Here is a 17,472-nt window from a genome sequence, read left to right as displayed (position 1 = left end):
CCGCCGACAGGACATCCTATCGGACGACAATGTTGACAAGTTTCCCGGGAACCGTGATGACGTTGATCACTTCTTTCCCGCTGGTATGCTTGCGCACGTTCTCATCTTCCAGGGCAAGCCGGCGGATGACGTCGTCAGATTCACCCGCATCGACCTGGATCCTGCTTCGAACTTTTCCTCCCACCTGGATAACGATGGTAACTCGCTCTTCCCGGGCCGTCTCTTCATCGTAGGTCGGCCAGGCAGCGTCCGCCAGGATTCCCTGTCCGCCCATCATGTGCCAGAGTTCTTCCGTCATATGGGGAACGATGGGGTTGAGCAGAAGAATGACGATCTCGATTGCGGATCGTATGACGGAGTATGATTCCCGATCTTCCGGGTCGGGTCGCCTGATTCCGTAGAGCGCGTTGACCAGCTCCATAACGGCGCTGATGGCCGTGTTGAAGTGGAAGCGCTCTTCGATGTCACTGCTCACTTTTCTGACGGTCTGATGGTATTTTTTTCGCAGTCCCCGCAGACTCTCGTCGGCGGGATCCCCTTTTTCATCAAAGGGATCCAGGTTCTTCACATCGTCCAGATATTCCTGAACGATGCGCCAGACCCGGTTCAAAAAACGGAATGCTCCCTCCACGCCACTGTCGTTCCAGTCGAGATCTTTTTCCGGTGGAGAGGCAAAAAGGCAGAACATTCTGGCCGTATCAGCCCCGTAGGTTTCTATAAGAAATGAAGGGTCGACAACGTTTTTCATGGATTTGGACATTTTCTCGGTTTTGCCGACGATGACCTGCTCGTTACAGTGCGCGCAGACGCCGTCTTTCACTTCTTCGGGATAGAGGAAACCGTGCCGGGGGCACCGGGTGGTTTCCTTGCAGACCATGCCCTGGGTCAGAAGCCTGGAAAAGGGCTCATCGATGCCGAGGACGCCGAAATCACGGAGAACCTTGGTGTAAAAGCGGGAATAGAGCAGGTGAAGGATGGCGTGTTCGATGCCGCCGATATACTGGTCGACGGGCATCCAGTAATCGACGCTCTGTCTGTCCAGACCGGGCGTGACATGGTGGTGCGGTGAGCAGTACCGGTTAAAATACCAGGAGGATTCAACAAAGGTATCCATGGTGTCCGTTTCCCGTTTCGCCGGCGAACCGCAGGAGGGGCAGGAACAATCAACAAACGATGGTATCCGCCCGAGGGGTGACCCTCCTTCAGCGTCGAGTTCCACATCCATGGGAAGAACGACGGGAAGATCCTCCTCGGGGACCGGAACCGTGCCGCAGACGTCGCAGTTGATGATAGGTATGGGGGCCCCCCAATAACGCTGACGTGAGATACCCCAGTCCCGCAGCCGGTACTGAACGGTCTTTTCCCCCCGGCCCGTCGATTCCAGGTATCCGGCAATATCCTCCAGTGCCTGAAGATTGTCCCGGCCGTTGAAGGGCCCCGAGTTAACGAGCACGCCTGGTTCAACGTATGCTTCGGTCATGGTATCCTCTTCGACCGGCTTGTCAGGATTCTGGATGACCACTACCAGAGGAAGATCATATTTCTTCGCAAATTCAAAGTCCCGCTGGTCATGGGTGGGAACGGCCATGACACACCCCGTGCCGTACTCGGCCAGGACAAAATTAGCCGCGTAGATAGGCATTTTCCTGTCCGTGACGGGGTTGCGGCACCAGGAGCCGAGGAAAACGCCTTCTTTTTCATAATAATCTGAGGTCCGCATCAGATTGTCCTGTTTTTTTACCTTCTCTACGAAGGTGAGCACCTCTTCTTCGCGGGGCGTTCCCCGGACCAGCTCCATGGTACGGGGATGCTCGGCGGCGATGAGCATGAAAGTGGCGCCGTACAGGGTGTCCTGCCGTGTCGTGAAAACCCGTATGGGGTCCGATCCGTCTTCCATGGGGAAGACGATCTCACACCCGTAACTTTTACCGATCCAGTTCTTCTGCATTGCCAGGACCCGCTCGGGCCAGCCCGGCATCCTGTCGCAGTAATCGAGCAGTTCTTCCACGTAGTCGGTGATGCGGAAAAACCACTGGTCCAGATGTTTTTCCTGCACTTCCTCTCCACATCGCCAGCAGAGTCCCGCCTCGACCTGTTCGTTTGCCAGCACGGTCACACACCGGGGACACCAGTTGACGGAGCCGGATTTCTTGTAGGCCAGCCCCTTTTCATACATCCAGAGAAAAAAGAGCTGTTCCCACCGGTAGTATTCCGGTTCACAGGTGGACAGTTCGCGGTTCCAGTCATAGCTGAATCCCATCCGTTTCAACTGTTGCTTCATGTGCTCGATATTCTGGTTGGTCCAGGTCGCGGGGTGAATCCGGTGTTCGATAGCGGCGTTTTCCGCGGGCATGCCGAAAGAGTCCCATCCCATGGGATGGAGGACATTGAATCCCCGCATTTTCTTGTATCGGGCCACCACGTCGCCAATGGTGTAATTTCTGACGTGGCCCATGTGAATTTTTCCGGAAGGGTAGGGGAACATTTCGAGAAGGTAGTATTTTTCCCGGTCCGGGTTCTCGGACGCGCTGAAGGTCTGCCGCTCTTCCCACAGACGCTGCCACTTCTCCTCTATGCTCCGGGGATCGTATTTATTCTTCACGATTCGCTCCGCAGGGGAATTTCGCGGACGTTTTTCCCGTCCGTCAAGTCCGTTGTTTTCCTATCATACTTCACAGTAACAATCAAAGAAGGATTCGTTGAACGCAACGGTCCGAGGCCTTGATTGTGTCATTCCGAGGAGCATCGCGATTGTGTCATTTCGAGGAGTGTCTCGATTATGTCCGGGGAGTGTCTTAAGGTCCGTCATTTCGAGGAGCGAAGTAATTGTGTCATTTCGAGGAGCGAAGCGACGAGAAATCCCTGTCCCGGGCACAGCGAGGGATATTTGAGACTTCTCACATGCGTTCGAAGTGACAGGGGAACGTTCGAAGTGACCTTTAAAAATGTCATTTCGAGGAGCGTCTTAAGGTCCGTCATTTCGAGGAGCGTAGCGACGAGAAATCTTTCCTTGATATCGAAATGACACAATCGATTGTTTTTCGATACAGGTCTCGGTCCTTCAGCCGCGTGGAAGGGGTCCTATCCCCACCGGGGTTCTTATTTTTTCCAGAACTCGGGTACAAAAAGAATTATAAGCGTGTATATTTCCAGCCGTCCAGCGAGCATGCAGAAGGAAAGTATCCCCTTGGCGAGCTCAGGCAGGTTTCCGTACGTGAGTGGCGGGCTCACAGCACCAAAAGCGGGACCCACATTCCCAACGGTGGCGGCCACGGCGGAAAAGGCCGTAAGCAGATCCAGCCCGAGAGCGGCAAGGATCAGGAAAGCTGCCAGGGTGAGGCCCAGGTAGAGAATGAGAAATCCCCAGATGCTTGCCATGGTTTCCGGGTAGACGATGCGGGTCCCCAGCTTGACGGTCTTGACGGCATGGGGGTGGACAAGACGGTACAGCTCCACGTAGGCATGCTTGAGTACCAGCATGATCCGCAGGCATTTGATGCTTCCCGTGGTGGAGCCCGCCGACCCTCCGATAAACATGAGAAGCAGCAACACCGCCTTTGAAAGGGTCGGCCAGGCGGTGTATTCGGCGGTGGTGAATCCTGTTCCGGTAGTGAAGGAGACCGCGTGGAAAGAGGCGTAGCGAACACAGCCGGCCAGGTCGTCCAGAATATTGAAGCGCAGGTTGAACGTGATGGCCGCCGTTGCCGCCAGGACAACTCCCAGGAAAAACCGGAACTCGCTATTCCTGAAAACAGCGCCGATGTTGCCCGTAAAGAGACTGTAATGGAGAGTGAAATTTACCCCCGCCGCAAACATGAAGACGGTTATGATCCCGTCGATGTAGGCGCTTCCGAACTGCCCCACGCCGGCGTCGCTTGTGGAAAATCCTCCGGACGACATCGACGAAAAGGTGTGGCAGAGAGCGTTGAAACTGTCCATTCCTCCCACAAGCAGGAGGATGAATTCGATGGCTGAAAGAATTGTGTAGACAAGCCAGAGCGTTCGGGCTGTTTCAGCCACCCGGGGCTTCAGTTTATTGGAACCGCGGCTCGGCAGTTCAGCCTTGTAGAGCTGCATCCCTCCCACGCCGAGGAGGGGCAGTATGGCGATGGAGAGAACGATGATACCCATGCCGCCGAGCCATTGCGTAAAAGATCTCCAGAAGAGAATTCCCCGGGGAAGAGAATCCAGGCCGCTGAGAACGGTTGCACCCGTTGTGGTGAACCCCGACATGGATTCAAAAAAGGCATCCACGACGTTCGGAAGGATACCGGAGAAAAGGTAGGGAAGGGAACCGAAGGCGCCCGCCAGGATCCATCCCAGCGATACGATAATAAACCCGTCCCGGTGGGTCAGGGTCGGATCGTCGTTGCGTCCGGGCCTGAAGATCAGATAGAGAATGGCGCCGGTAGCGCCGGTGAGCATCAGGGAAAGAATAAGAGCAAGCTGATCTCCGTCCCCGTAATGGATGGACCAGAGGAGGGGGAACACCATGGCGAGGCCGAGAAAAAACAGCAATGCCCCCAGGATGTACAGAATATTTCTGAATTTCATCCGAAGTAGTCCAACTTGACCGTCAGTATCTTTTCGATCTGCGGAATCGCCGAGCGCAAAGTAACGAGTATGACATGATCCCCGGGAAGAATGACCGTTTCGCCCGAGGGAATGATTACCCGGTCATGTCTGATGATGGCCCCGATGATGGTTCCCGGGGGGAATTTCATTACCCTGAGGGGTCGTCCGGTGATGTCCGAAGTCTCCAGGGCTATGAACTCGACAGCCTCGGCCTTTTCATCGCTCAGCGGTGTGGAGGAAATGACTTTGCCTTTTCGGATATAGTGCAGAATCTTACCGATGGTTGCCTGCCGGGGGTTTATGACGCCGTCGATACCGATCATGGGAATCAGGTGCGTGTACTCGATTTTATTGACGAGACAGAGGGCCCGTTTTGCGCCCATCTGTTTTGCCAGGAGCGCGCCCAGTATGTTTGCTTCTTCGTCGCTTGTGAGGGCGACGAAATAATCGGCTTCCTGAATGTTCTCCTCCCTGAGCAGGTCCTGACTTGTGCCGTCTCCGTGGAGACAGATTGTCCTGTTCAGACGTCCGGAAATCACCTCGCACCGGTTCTGCCGTTTTTCAATAATTTTTGTTGTCACGCCCCGTTCCTCGAGTTCCTCAGCAAGAAGAAGCGCCGTGGTGCCGCCCCCCATGATAAAAACCCGTTCCGCCTGTTTTGTGTCTTTTCCAAAGAACCGTAACAGCGGGACAACCTTCGACGATTCCACAAAGACAAGAATGTAGTCCTTTGCCTGAAGCACCGTCGATCCCGAGGGAGCAACCAGTTGATCGTTCCTGAGGATGGAGGCGATGAGGGCGTCTTCCTCGTATATACGGCTGAATTCTTCGAGGTTTTTACCGACCATCCCGCATGTTGCTTCTATTGAGAAGGCTATGAGCTTGATACGGCCGTCGGCGAAATCGATAACTTCGGAAGCGCCGGCGTATTCCATGAGTCGCATCGCTTTTTTTACCGCTTCCCGTTCCGGGTTGATGCACAAGTCGATATTGAGGTGATCCTTGCCGAACAGATCTGATTCCCGGTCGAGGTCGATGGTTCTGATGCGGGCTATCTTGATGGGTACTTTCGACTTGGCCGAGGCGATGAGGCAGGCTACGATATTGGTCTCATCACTGTCCGTGACGGCGACGATCATTTCTGTCTGTTCGAGTTTCGCCTTTTTTAAAATTCGGGGGTTGCTTCCGCTTCCGACGATGGTCTGAACGTCCAGATTCTCCGCGATGGCCTTAAGGCGTGATTCGTCCCTGTCGATCAGGATGATGTCGTTGCCTTCCCTGGAAAGAATATCGGCGATACTGTAGCCGACTTCACCGGCACCGATAACGATTGCCTTCATTACCGTTCTTCCTTCATGGATATGGATGTGGAAGAAATGGCGCAGGGTTTCCGGATCGTTGTCTCACGAACAGCGGCGGTAACATCGTCGATATTTTCCGGAGTGTCGATGAGGTGTACAGACGTCTCCAGGCCGGGAGATTCACCTGTTTCGGAGAGGGCGTCAAGCATGCCGGAGAGGAAGATATCGACCATGGAGGCGACAGGGAACTCACACCGACCCGTTCCGGGCACGGAGCAGACAAAATCCCGGCACCCCACATGAGACATGATGCGCATGATTGTCCATCCGGTGCCGTAAATTCTGTCCCGGGTCAGCTGGTGTGTTTCACCGAGTCCAAGCAACAGGATCTTCCATTGGTGGAGAACGGGAGAGTCGGGATGAAACAGGATCGTTTCGCCGAATGATCCTGTCATGGTTCCTCGCGCAATGAATCGGGAAATCATGCCGCCCAGCCTCCAGTCTACCATGCCGGCAATCCCCCGGGGTGGCTTTTCGTTGGAGAAGAGAGCCGTGGCAAGTCCTTCCTGCCACAGATCCTTCACGGGTGTCGCGGACGTGCTAATGTTCATTTTTCAGGTGCATGCGCGAATAAAAAGCATCGAGAATCCCGTTGACGAAAGCTCCTGAATTCTCAGAACCGAATGTTTTTCCGATATCGATGGCCTCGTTCAGTGTAGCCCGCGGCGGTATTTCATGGAGGTGAAGCAGTTCGTAGATGGCCATTCTCAAGATGTTTCTGTCAACCCGGGCCATGCGGTCGAGGGACCAATGATCGGAACACTCCCTGATCATGGCATCGATTTCGCCTATGTGCTTCATGGTGCCCGTAACAAGCGTAACGGCAAACCCCCGGGCGTTGCCGGGCGCCTCGAAGTTCAGCCAGAACAGGTCCAGTGCCTCCACCGGATCCATTCCCGACGCGTCAATCTGATACAGAACCTGAAGGGCGATTTCCCGCGCCTTTCTCCGGTAACCCATCGATCCCTCGCTCACATCACAGCGCTTCCAGGAGATTCACCATTTCAATCGCCGAGAGAGCCGCGTCCCAGCCTTTATTCCCGGCCTTGGTGCCCGCCCGCTCGATGGCCTGTTCCAGTGTGTCCGCCGTAAGAACGCCGAAAGCTACGGGAGTTTCCGTTTCGAGGGATACCTGGGCGACACCTTTGGTCACTTCCGAGCTGATATATTCAAAATGCGGCGTGGCCCCGCGAATGACGGCACCGAGGCAAATAACGGCGTTAAAAAGTCCGCTTTTCGCCAGCTTCTTGGCGACCAGGGGGATTTCGAAGGCCCCGGGAACTTTGACAATCGTGATATCCGCCTCGCTGGCGCCGGATCGTTTTAAGGCGTCCAGGGCTCCCTCCACCAGACGGGCGGAGATGAAGTCATTGAAACGGCTTGCCACGATTCCGAACCTTTTACCCCCTGCTTCAAGTTTTCCTTCCTTGAGAGTAACCATGATCACATTCTCCTCCGTTCTGAAGATTATCGGGAATTTTCTGAGCCGTACCCCGCCGGGCGGATCAGGATTTCAGCAGGTGTCCCATCTTTTCCTGTTTTGTTTTCAGGTATCTCAGGTTGTTTTCATTCGGTTCCACAACGATGGGGACACGCTCGATCACTTCAATGCCGTATCCTTGAAGGCCTATGATTTTCTTTGGATTGTTGGTGAGTATCCTCATCTTTCGGACCCCCAGGTCAACCAGGATCTGGGCCCCGATGCCGTAGTCCCGAAGGTCATCCTTGAACCCCAGATGGATGTTGGCTTCGACCGTATCCATGCCCTGTTCCTGCAGGCTGTAGGCCCGGATTTTGTTGGCAAGGCCGATGCCCCTCCCTTCCTGGTGCATGTAGACGATGACGCCCTTTCCCTCGTGGTCGATATGTTCCATGGCCCGGTGAAGCTGGTCGCCGCAGTCGCACCGGAGCGATCCGAAGAGATCACCGGTAACGCACTCGGAGTGAACTCTCACCAAGACTGTGTCATCCGGATCGATATCGCCCTTGATCAGGGCTATATGCTTCATGTCGTCCACATCGTTTTCGTACACGACAATCCGGAAATCGCCGCCGTACACGGTGGGGAGGTTCGCCTCGGCGACTCTCCGTATGAGCCGCTCGTGTTGCATTCTGAAGTCGATTATGTCTGCCACGGTCACAATTTTGAGGTCGTGTTCGCGGGCAAACAGTTCCAGGTCGGGCATGCGGGCCATGGTTCCATCGTCCTTCATTATTTCACAGATGACACCGGCCGGCTTCAGGCGTGCCAGCCGGGCAAGATCAACGGAACCTTCCGTCTGTCCCGTTCGAACGAGTACGCCGCCCCGGCGTGCCCGCAGGGGGAAGATATGTCCGGGACGGACCAGATCATCGGCCACGGCGTTATCGGCGATGGCAGTTTGTATCGTTGTTGCCCGGTCGTGGGCGGATATGCCCGTCGTCACTCCCCGGCGGGCTTCGATGGATACCGTGAAGGCCGTTTCGAAACGTGATTCGTTGGTTGTCACCATGGGCGCGAGGTCGAGGTGATCGGCGATTTCCTCCGTGAGGGAGAGACAGATCAGGCCCCGTCCGTATTTCGCCATGAAATTTATCGCTTCAGGTGTTGCATACTCTGCCGCCATGCAGAGGTCACCTTCATTTTCCCTGTCCTCGTCATCCACCAGGATGATCATTTTTCCTTTTTTAATATCTTCGATTCCTTCTTTGACACTGCTTACCATTATGTTCTACCTCTATGTTCTACCTTGATTGTCATGAAAACCCGTGTTTTGATAAAAAATCCATGTCGATCCCCCTGTGGGGGTGGAGCAGCTTCTCCACGTACTTTCCCAGAATGTCCGTTTCCAGATTGACCCGGTCACCTACCTTTTTAAGGCCCAGAGTCGTTTTTTCCGCCGTATGGGGGATGACGCTCACATGAAACCTGTTTTTTTCACATCCATTGACGGTCAGGCTTATGCCGTCCACCGTGATGGAACCCTTTTCAACGATGTACCGCTCAAAGGGCGGCTCGATTTCAAAGGAACATATGATGGAGCTCGATCGCGGGGTTCGCTCCCTCATAAGGCCCACACAATCGACGTGTCCCAGAACCAGGTGCCCTCCCAGAAACGAGTTGAGCCGCAGGGCTTTCTCCAGGTTAACCCGGTCACCCGGTTTCATCGATCCCAGAGTCGTTTTTGAGAGGGTTTCGGCAGAAACATCAACGGTGAATCCGTCGGGAGTGAGGGCTGTTACCGTCAGACAGGCGCCGCTTACGGAGATGCTGTCGCCGAGACTCACCTCTTCGAGGTTCATGGATGTTTCTATACGCATCAGGGCGTCCGTCCCCCGCGGCGTCAACGCCTTGACGGTACCCAGGCATTCCACGATTCCCGTAAACATGAACCTCCGTCCTTTCCTCATTCCTGTCCGCCACGAGTGCCCGCAGGGGCATCGGCGGACCTTTTTGTCACGTTTCCGGCCTTGGTTTTCAGCACATCCTTCAGTTCGTCCATAAAATCACTGACATCCTTGAACTGTCGATAGACGGAAGCAAAGCGGACATAGGCGACGGCATCGAGTTGGTGCAGTTCCTCCATGACCTGCTCTCCTATAGCGGTGCTGGGTATTTCCTTGAGCTGCGATTCCTGGCAGAATTTTTCGACTCTGTCAACGACCGCCTCAATGTCATCCATGCTGATCGGGCGTTTCTCACAGGCTTTTTTCAGTCCCGTCAGTATTTTCAGCCGATCGAAGGGTTCCCGGCGACCGTCTTTCTTGATGACCATGGGGACCACGTCTTCCACGTATTCGTAAGTGGTGAAGCGACGGGCGCAGGCCAGGCATTCACGGCGCCGACGAATGGAATTTCCCTCTCTGCTGAGGCGGGAATCAATGACTTTGTTTTCGCTGTGAGAACAGAACGGACACTTCATTGCTGCAGCACCTCGATGCCCGCTTCTGCGAGCAGGTTCCGGGCAAGGTCGTCCGGGTAACCTTCCTCATACATAATGGCCGTTATACCGGCGTTGATGATCATTTTCGAGCAGATGATACAGGGGTGATTGGTGCAGTAGAGAACGGCTCCCTTGGTTCCTACTCCGTGAAGAGCTGCCTGGATGACAGCATTCTGTTCGGCGTGGAGTCCCCGGCACAGTTCATGACGCTCTCCCGAGGGAATGTTCAACTGGTCCCGAAGGCACCCCCGTTCGGCACAATGTGAAATGCCCGAGGGCGCGCCGTTGTATCCCGTGGCCAGGATCCGTCTGTCCCGGACAAGGACTGCTCCTACGCGCCGCCTGAGGCAGGTGGATCGCATGGAGACCAGTTTCACAATGTCCATGAAGTACCGGTCCCAGCTCGGGCGAGTCGTCATTGCGTCTCGTGGTGATTTCATGGGACTGCGGCAGGCCTTCCTCATACATCAGAATGGGTCGGATCGGCCTGTCCTTTCGCCTCCACGGCTCTTGTTACTGAGCGAGCCTGTTTGTATAGAGCGGGAAGGCATCACAAAGGGCCGCGACATCTTTTTGCACCTTCGCGATGCGTGTTTCATTATGCACATCATCTATAATCAGAGTAATCATACGGGCGATGGCCCGCATTTCGTCTTCTTTCATGCCCCGGGTGGTCACGGCCGCTGTCCCGAGCCGGATACCGCTTGTGACCTGGGGGCTTTTCGTGTCAAAGGGTATGCCGTTCTTATTCGTTGTGATGCCCGCGCGGTCCAGGGCTTCTTCCAGGTCCCGCCCCGTGATGCCCTTGTCCGTCAGGTCCACCAGCATGAGGTGATTGTCCGTTCCCCCCGATACCAGACGGATCCCCCGGGCCATGAGCTCATCGGCCATCGCCCGGGCATTTCTGACGATCTGCTCCTGGTAGGTCTTGAATTCCGGTTCCAGGGCCTCCTTGAATGCTACAGCCTTGGCAGCGATTATGTGCATCAGCGGTCCACCCTGGCTACCGGGGAAAACCCGGCTGTTGAGAGTTTTCACGAATTTTTCCCTGCACATGACCATGCCGCCCCGGGGACCGCGCAGGGTCTTGTGGGTGGTGGTGGTGACGTATTCGCAGACAGGGACCGGACTGTCGTGTACTCCGGCGGCCACCAGTCCTGCTATGTGGGCGATGTCGGCCATGATAACGGCGTCGATCCCGTCGGCAATAGTCCTGAAAGCCTGGAAATCGATGGTGCGGGGATAGGCACTGGCTCCCACCACGATCATCCTGGGTCGGTGGCGCTTTGCCAGTTCCTCTACTTGATTAAAATCAATGAGTTCTGTTTCCTTGTTCACACCGTATGAAACGACATTGTAGTAACGCCCTGAAAAATTGGCGGGGCTGCCGTGGGAAAGATGGCCGCCGTGTGACAGGTTCATACCCATGATGGTGTCGCCCGGGTTCAGGGCGGCAAAATAGACGGCCATGTTTGCCTGTGTTCCCGAGTGGGGCTGAACATTTGCGTGATCAGCGCCAAAAAGCTGCTTTGCCCGTTCAATGGCGAGGGTCTCGACGATGTCGACGAACTCGCATCCCCCATAATAGCGTTTTCCCGGGTATCCTTCAGCATATTTGTTGGTCATGATGGATCCCTGGGCTTCCAGTACGGCTTCGCTGACAAAATTTTCAGAAGCGATAAGCTCGATTTTTCCGGACTGTCGCTGCGTCTCCCTCTGAATGGCATCGGCAATTTCAGGGTCACGGTCCCGCAAAAAAGACATTCTCTTTCTCCTTGTCGCATTTCTGACTCAAGGCCAATCCCTTTTACTACAGGTTTGTCGGCAAAAGTTCAAGGTCCAAATGATCACGGAAGGGTATCTATCTTGTGGAGCCGCCCGGCATGTCGGCCCCCCTCGAATTCAGACATGAGCCAGGTATGAACGATGGCACGGGCTTCGGCGCCGCCGGTTTTTCTTCCGGCCATGACCAGTACGTTGGAGTCGTTGTGAGCGCGGCTCAGACGGGCCGTTTCCACATCCAGGCACAGGGCTGCCCGGATGCCCGGAAACCTGTTTGCCGCGATGGACATGCCGATACCGGAGCCGCAGATCAGAATGCCCCGGTCGGATTCACCGGAGACGACACTGCGGGCCACCGCACCCGCAAAGTCCGGATAATCAACTGGATCGGAACTGTTCGTGCCCAGGTCCAGCACGGCATGGCCCGCTTTGTCGAGCGCGACGATCAGCTCCTGTTTCAGTGAAAATCCGGCGTGATCCGATCCAATGGCTATTTTCACAGCTGTCATTGACTCCCGGAATCTGTTTTTTTGAAAACAATAACGGAGTTAACACCACCAAAACCAAAGGAGTTCGAGAGCGCTACCCTGATGTCCCGACGATGTGCCTGAGAAGGCGTGAAGGGAAGGTCGCATTCGGGGTCTGGGTTGTCGAGATTGACCGAGGGTGGCAGGATGCCCTCGTGTATCGCCTGTACCGTAAACAGCGCTTCAATACCGCCCGCAGCTCCCAGCAGGTGACCCGTCATGGCCTTTGTGGAACTTACCGAAAGAGCAGGGGCCTTTCCTCCGAAAACAGACTGGATTGCTTGCGCTTCGTAAGCATCGTTGAGCGGCGTCGATGTTCCATGGGCGTTTATGTAATCCACATCGGAAGGTTCAAGCCCCGCGTCCCGAAGGGCCAGTTCCATGCAGCGCGCGGCACCGGGATGACCCGGCGGCGGGGCTGCTATGTGGTAAGCATCGCATGTTGATCCTGATCCCGCTATTTCAGCGTATACTCGTGCTCCCCGGGTCAGGGCCGAAGTGTATTCTTCCAGGACCAGGACGGCGGCACCCTCACTGATGACGAAGCCGTCCCGGTCGACATCGAAAGGTCGGCTTGCTCTTTCGGGTTCATTGTTCCTGCGGGAGAGTGCCCTCATGGAATTGAATCCCGCCACGGTCAGGGGACAGACAGCGGCGTCGGTGCCTCCAGCCAGCATGACGTCGGCATATCCCTCGGCGATAGTTCTGGCGGCGTCACTGATGGAATTGTTGCCCGAGGCGCAGGCCGTCACCACGCAATTGATGGGACCCCGTATGCCGAGATGTATGGCGACATTTCCCGGCGCGAGGTTTGCGAGGACTGCCGGAATGGCCGTAGGCGATATTCTTCTGGGACCTGCCTTCAAAAGGGTTTCTTTTTCACGCTCGATGGTTTGAAGGCCGCCGATGGCTGATCCCAATATGATGCCCGTGCGGCGGGCGTTGCCTTCGTCGATCACGAGCCCCGCGTCATTGACGGCCATCCGGGCCGCCGCCAGGGCAAAGATGATGAAGTCATCCAACCGTTTGCATTCCCGGGGGCTTATAAAGGAATGGGGATCGAAGCCTCTGACTTCTCCGGCGATGGCCGTCGTAAAGCCCGTGGTATCGAATTTAGTTATGGGACCTATTCCCGATTGTCCCGCCAGGACCCTGTTCCATGTGTCGGAAACGGTGTTTCCCAGCGGATTGACCGTGCCGAGCCCCGTTACAACGACCCTCTTGCGCAATGGATTCATGTATTATGCCGATAGCCTCTTTTTCAAATAATCGATCACGTCCTTGACGTAACGAATTTTTTCCAGGTCTTCGTCGTCTATTTCGATACCGAAGATATCTTCCATGGACATGATCATCTCCACGATGTCCAGGGAATCAGCTCCCAGATCATCGATGAAAGCGGCGTCCGGGCTGTACTCTTCATCGGTAATGTTCAGCTGGTTGATGATGGTTTCTTTCACTTTTTGTTCTATCGTTTCGAGATCAAAGGCCATTCCATTCCTCCTTTTTGTTCTCCGGCCTGCCGGTATCGGCCTGCCTGATGTCCTGTTCCATCCTTATGTAATACAGATGTTCGTTGACAGAATCGAATCGTTGCTTCTTCCTGCCGTTTCTATATGTGAAGTCCTCCGTTCACGCGGATTACCTGCCCCGTAATATAGTCTCCGTCGGATGAGGCGAGAAAGGCCACAACACCGGCCACGTCCTCAGGGATGCCCAGCCGGCCCAGGGGGACCATTCCGAGAACGTGTGCCCGGGCAGGGCCTTCAAGCATGGATGAGGTCATGTCCGTGGCGATGAGACCGGGAGCCACGGCATTGACACAGATGTTCCGGGATCCCACTTCCTTGGCCAGTGACCGGGTCAGCCCCAGAATGCCCGCCTTGGATGCTCCGTAGCAAACCTGGCCCGTGTTGCCGCTTTCCGCTACGATGGAGACCATGTTGATGATGCGGCCCCAGCGCCTGCGCATCATGTTCCGAAGAACCGTCCGGCAACAGTTGAAGGTCCCCTTCAGGTTCGTTTCCATGACAAAATTCCAATTCTCGTCACTGGTGCGCAGCGCGAGGGCATTGAGAGTGACGCCGGCGTTGTTGACCAGTATGTCCACGGGAGCCTGATCGATGCTTATTTTTTCAATCGCTTCCTGAACGGCGTTCGCATCGGCCACGTCAAAGCGGATTGCGGCCGAACGCCCACCACCTTGCCTGATTGTTTCCAGCGTTTCATCCGCGGCGCCTTCGTTGTGAAGATAATTGACATAGACGAAGGCTCCCATTGCGGCCAGCCGTATAGCAACGGCTCGTCCGATTCCCCGTGACCCCCCCGTCACGAGGGCTGTCCGATTGTCGAGAATTCCCGGCATATTCATAGGTTAAAAATGTTCCAACGTTTTCTCCAGAGAGGCACGATCCTCCACATTGAACAGCCGCGCTTCAGGAACGATCCGGCGTATGAGACCGGAGAGCGTTTTCTTCGGTCCCGTTTCTATGAACGTTGTTACACCGCGTTGCGCTATTGTTTCAATGCTTTCCTGCCATCGAACGGGCGCGGTAAGCTGTTGCACCAGGAGCGATTTCGTGGTTTCCCGGCCATGGGTTCCTCCGGGGTCGCAGTTGGGGACAACGGTCACGAGGCAGTCGCTGAAAAGAACGGTGGAAAGCGCCTCGTCAAGACGAAGTGCCGCCGGTTCCAGAAGGGGGCAATGGCAGGGCACACTGATGGGGAGCATCAGCGCCCTCCCTCCAGCGGATTTTACCGCCACAAGCACCTCTTCGACAGCTCCGGCTGTCCCGGAGACTACCATCTGTCCCGGCGCGTTCAGGTTGGCCGGCCACACCTTCTCTTCTCCCCGGCTTACATTCCTGCAGATTTCTGTCAGTATCGCCCTGTCCATCCCGATGACGGTGGCCATGGCACCCGCTCCAGGAGGCACTGCTTCCTGCATGAAAGCAGCCCGGGCCTCTACCAGGGCGAGCATTTCGGGGAGCGGGAGAGCCTGTGCCGCGGTCAGGGCTGAATACTCTCCCAGGCTGTGTCCGGCCATGAATGCAGGTTTGAAGCCTCCCTGTTTTTCGAATACGCTGTAGATAGCCATGGTGGCTGTAAACACCGCCGTCTGCGTGTTGATCGTCAGGTTGAGTTCTTCCGGGGTGCCCTCGAAACAGAGCTTCCCGATGTCCCGGCCGATGGTTTCCGTCGCTTCGTCGAAGATAAGCCTCGCTTCTTCGAAAGCCTCGTAGAAGTCCTTTCCCATGCCGGGATACTGTGAACCCTGCCCGGGAAAGACCAAGGCGCAGTCATATCTCATGAGCGGTTCTTTTCCTTGTGTGACGGCTTCGTAACCGGTTGCCGGAACCGTCGGTGACGGCTTTGTAAAAAAGATCCGTGGGCAATGGGCGCGCATACCCCGAGGAATGAGGCGTACGTTGGGGTAGGGCGCAGTGACGAAGGGTACGCCGCAACGCAGCATCCGGCTATAGTGCCGGAGGCATGCCTCCGGTAACGTTTTACGGATCCGTCATGTTTCATGCGGTGATACCGCATCACCGCCGACGTAAGCCGCCATACCGGCTATTCCGTCGCTATAATTTCTCGCCCTTTGTAGGATCCGCAGCTGGGGCATACACGATGCGGAAGCTTCGGTTCGCTGCACTGGGGGCACAAGCCGATCGAAGGAACCGTCAAGGCGTCGTGGGACCGTCTCTTGTTCCGTCTCGATTTTGAGTGTCGTTTTACTGGATTAGGCATAACCTTATTACCTCTTTTTTGTTACCTTGAAGTTTCGTAAAACAGCAAAAGGCGACGGGGCCTTTGCGTTCATACCGTGTTCACAGGCACCCCGGTTCAGGTTTGTGCCGCAGACGGGACAGAGTCCCCGGCATCCTTCTCCACAGATCGTCCTGATGGGGAGCTGCAGGAATACCTGCTCGGTTAGTATCGGCTCCAGATCGATCCGGTCATTGTTATACAAGCCGACCTCAAGATCATTCATTGTGAGTTCCATTTCTCCTCCCCTGTCCTCCAGGGGCCGACCTGGATTCATGGTATAGAAAAAATCACCCGTGAGCGAAAGACCGATGGGTTCGAGACATCTGGTGCAAGACGCGGTGAGCCGAAGGTGCACGGTCCCCTTAATGGTAACCTGCCGACCCATTCGATCGACGATACAATAAAACAGTATGCTCTCAGCGTCAAATTGCCTTCGAATCTCATCCGGAGCCTGCCGCCGGAACCATCCCTGATCCCGCGAAGATTGAACACTGACCCCCTCGGGAGGGATCTCTGAAACAATAATATCCATACCATCGACCGGAACACCCGTGTAAAAGAGTGAGAACTAATTATAATCTTCAAAGGTTGTCAAGAACTATTATTAGCGGCTTCGTACATGGTCCGCATGCTTCGCTGAGCCCATTCCTTCGTGTTGTTGCGACGTACCGAAAAGTACGCCACATGCCCCAGGACTCGCGCCGTGCCGCAAGAACCTGTTGCACAGCCGTTCTCCATCGTGTGTTTTTTGATTTTTCCCAATTCCTCATCACTGTTCTGCTTTCTTGAAACTGCTCAACATGCAGCAATAGTCATACCACGATATGATTGTCGTGGCCAGAATTCACTCCAGGCTGGCGGTACGCGTGATTTCAGTGGGTTAGCCAATGGCTGGCCGAAAATACTCAGAGCTGCCTGTGAGCCTGTCCCGGAAAGGAAGACAACGCCGGTAACAGGCTGTCCTGAGTGTTGCAAAAAAGACACATCCGGTTCTGGTTGCATGAAACCCCGGGATATCAGAGAGCCACGTTTATCCTTGACAACGGGGGATATATTTTCTAAATCTTTGCGACTCGGCAGGTCCGACAGGGCGGATGATCATAGGTACTCCTTTCAATATATGGTCCCATCGTCTAGCGGTTAGGACGCCGGCCTCTCACGCCGGAAACCGGGGTTCGATTCCCCGTGGGACTACCAGAAAATTCTAGTGATTCTAATCGGTTATGAATCGCTGTCATTTGTGGCGGTTTCGTAAATGTCGCCGGAGGCATGACCTCCGGTATTATTATCCCAGATTTTCCATTAGCAGATTTTGGTCATAATAGATAGCGTTAGTCGCTTTTAGTTGTGAGATTATCCTGAGTATGTTCTAATGGAAACCACTAGAAATAGGGTTTTGATTTCATCGTGTTACGGAGGCATAGATCATGCGGCAGCTTCATGGCGATGGTTTCACCGTTGGCTTTTCAGACCGGGAGGTTACGGCGTGGGGCGGTCTGTCTTTGCTGAAGCAGATGCTTGATCGTTTACAGT

The 17,472-nt window shown here is 55.1% G+C and carries 18 protein-coding genes and 1 tRNA gene; 1 reads left to right on the top strand and 18 read right to left on the bottom strand.

All coding sequences use genetic code 11. The features are described 5' to 3' along the window. Nucleotides 1-16: 16 nt before the first annotated feature. From leuS to M0Q23_07440, 18 genes are all read right to left on the bottom strand, one after another. Complete coding sequence (gene leuS / locus M0Q23_07525) at nt 17-2,602, bottom strand: leucine--tRNA ligase (protein ID MCK9528473.1); 2,586 nt, start codon at nt 2,600-2,602, stop codon at nt 17-19. 497 nt (nt 2,603-3,099) lie between these two features. Further along, on the bottom strand, nt 3,100-4,554 hold the full coding sequence (locus tag M0Q23_07520; protein ID MCK9528472.1) for a TrkH family potassium uptake protein: 1,455 nt from the start codon (nt 4,552-4,554) through the stop codon (nt 3,100-3,102). Continuing rightward, the gene (gene trkA, locus M0Q23_07515; protein MCK9528471.1) at nt 4,551-5,915 is read right to left on the bottom strand and encodes a Trk system potassium transporter TrkA; all 1,365 of its coding nucleotides are present in this window, start codon (nt 5,913-5,915) and stop codon (nt 4,551-4,553) included. The genes M0Q23_07520 and trkA overlap by 4 nt, the downstream gene beginning before the upstream one ends. Next, a complete protein-coding gene (locus M0Q23_07510) occupies nt 5,915-6,487 on the bottom strand; it encodes a hypothetical protein (protein MCK9528470.1) in 573 nt (190 codons plus the stop codon). Before M0Q23_07510 ends, trkA begins: the two co-directional genes overlap by 1 nt. Next, nucleotides 6,477-6,911, bottom strand: a complete 435-nt coding sequence (gene nusB / locus M0Q23_07505) for a transcription antitermination factor NusB (protein ID MCK9528469.1) — start codon at nt 6,909-6,911, stop codon at nt 6,477-6,479. Before nusB ends, M0Q23_07510 begins: the two co-directional genes overlap by 11 nt. A 1-nt stretch (nt 6,912) precedes the next feature. After that, nucleotides 6,913-7,377, bottom strand: a complete 465-nt coding sequence (ribE, locus tag M0Q23_07500; GenBank protein MCK9528468.1) for a 6,7-dimethyl-8-ribityllumazine synthase — start codon at nt 7,375-7,377, stop codon at nt 6,913-6,915. Between the two features lie 64 nt (nt 7,378-7,441). Beyond that, nucleotides 7,442-8,641: a bifunctional 3,4-dihydroxy-2-butanone-4-phosphate synthase/GTP cyclohydrolase II gene (locus M0Q23_07495; GenBank protein MCK9528467.1), complete on the bottom strand. Its 1,200-nt coding sequence runs from the start codon at nt 8,639-8,641 to the stop codon at nt 7,442-7,444. 31 nt (nt 8,642-8,672) lie between these two features. Then, nucleotides 8,673-9,305 (bottom strand): riboflavin synthase, encoded by a 633-nt coding sequence (locus M0Q23_07490; protein MCK9528466.1) that lies wholly within the window; start codon nt 9,303-9,305, stop codon nt 8,673-8,675. Nucleotides 9,306-9,322: 17 nt separating this feature from the next. Beyond that, nucleotides 9,323-9,838, bottom strand: coding sequence for a transcriptional regulator NrdR (gene nrdR, locus M0Q23_07485; GenBank protein ID MCK9528465.1), 516 nt, complete (start codon nt 9,836-9,838; stop codon nt 9,323-9,325). Then, on the bottom strand, nt 9,835-10,278 hold the full coding sequence (locus M0Q23_07480) for a cytidine/deoxycytidylate deaminase family protein (GenBank protein ID MCK9528464.1): 444 nt from the start codon (nt 10,276-10,278) through the stop codon (nt 9,835-9,837). Before M0Q23_07480 ends, nrdR begins: the two co-directional genes overlap by 4 nt. Nucleotides 10,279-10,372: 94 nt before the next feature. Beyond that, nucleotides 10,373-11,623, bottom strand: coding sequence for a serine hydroxymethyltransferase (locus M0Q23_07475; GenBank protein MCK9528463.1), 1,251 nt, complete (start codon nt 11,621-11,623; stop codon nt 10,373-10,375). An 83-nt stretch (nt 11,624-11,706) separates the two neighbouring features. Further along, complete coding sequence (gene rpiB, locus M0Q23_07470; GenBank protein MCK9528462.1) at nt 11,707-12,150, bottom strand: ribose 5-phosphate isomerase B; 444 nt, start codon at nt 12,148-12,150, stop codon at nt 11,707-11,709. After that, nucleotides 12,147-13,406 carry a beta-ketoacyl-ACP synthase II gene (gene fabF, locus M0Q23_07465; protein ID MCK9528461.1) on the bottom strand — a complete coding sequence of 420 codons (1,260 nt, stop codon included), beginning with the start codon at nt 13,404-13,406 and terminating at the stop codon, nt 12,147-12,149. The genes rpiB and fabF overlap by 4 nt, the downstream gene beginning before the upstream one ends. Nucleotides 13,407-13,409: 3 nt before the next feature. Then, nucleotides 13,410-13,661: an acyl carrier protein gene (gene acpP, locus M0Q23_07460; GenBank protein MCK9528460.1), complete on the bottom strand. Its 252-nt coding sequence runs from the start codon at nt 13,659-13,661 to the stop codon at nt 13,410-13,412. Nucleotides 13,662-13,780: 119 nt separating this feature from the next. Then, nucleotides 13,781-14,539 (bottom strand): beta-ketoacyl-ACP reductase, encoded by a 759-nt coding sequence (locus M0Q23_07455; protein MCK9528459.1) that lies wholly within the window; start codon nt 14,537-14,539, stop codon nt 13,781-13,783. A gap of 3 nt (nt 14,540-14,542) precedes the next feature. Then, nucleotides 14,543-15,478, bottom strand: coding sequence for an ACP S-malonyltransferase (fabD, locus tag M0Q23_07450; GenBank protein ID MCK9528458.1), 936 nt, complete (start codon nt 15,476-15,478; stop codon nt 14,543-14,545). Between the two features lie 263 nt (nt 15,479-15,741). After that, complete coding sequence (gene rpmF, locus M0Q23_07445) at nt 15,742-15,918, bottom strand: 50S ribosomal protein L32 (protein MCK9528457.1); 177 nt, start codon at nt 15,916-15,918, stop codon at nt 15,742-15,744. Between the two features lie 7 nt (nt 15,919-15,925). After that, nucleotides 15,926-16,471 (bottom strand): DUF177 domain-containing protein, encoded by a 546-nt coding sequence (locus tag M0Q23_07440; GenBank protein MCK9528456.1) that lies wholly within the window; start codon nt 16,469-16,471, stop codon nt 15,926-15,928. A gap of 590 nt (nt 16,472-17,061) precedes the next feature. On the opposite strand from M0Q23_07440, the gene M0Q23_07435 reads away from it, so the two are divergent. Beyond that, a tRNA-Glu gene (locus M0Q23_07435) sits at nt 17,062-17,136 on the top strand. The last annotated feature ends 336 nt before the right edge of the window (nt 17,137-17,472 follow it).

The organism is Syntrophales bacterium, assembly GCA_023228425.1.
Classification (GTDB): Bacteria; Desulfobacterota; Syntrophia; order Syntrophales; family UBA2210; genus MLS-D.
The sequence above is the reverse complement of the archived record's forward strand: the minus strand, read 5'-3'. Positions and strand labels throughout refer to the sequence as shown.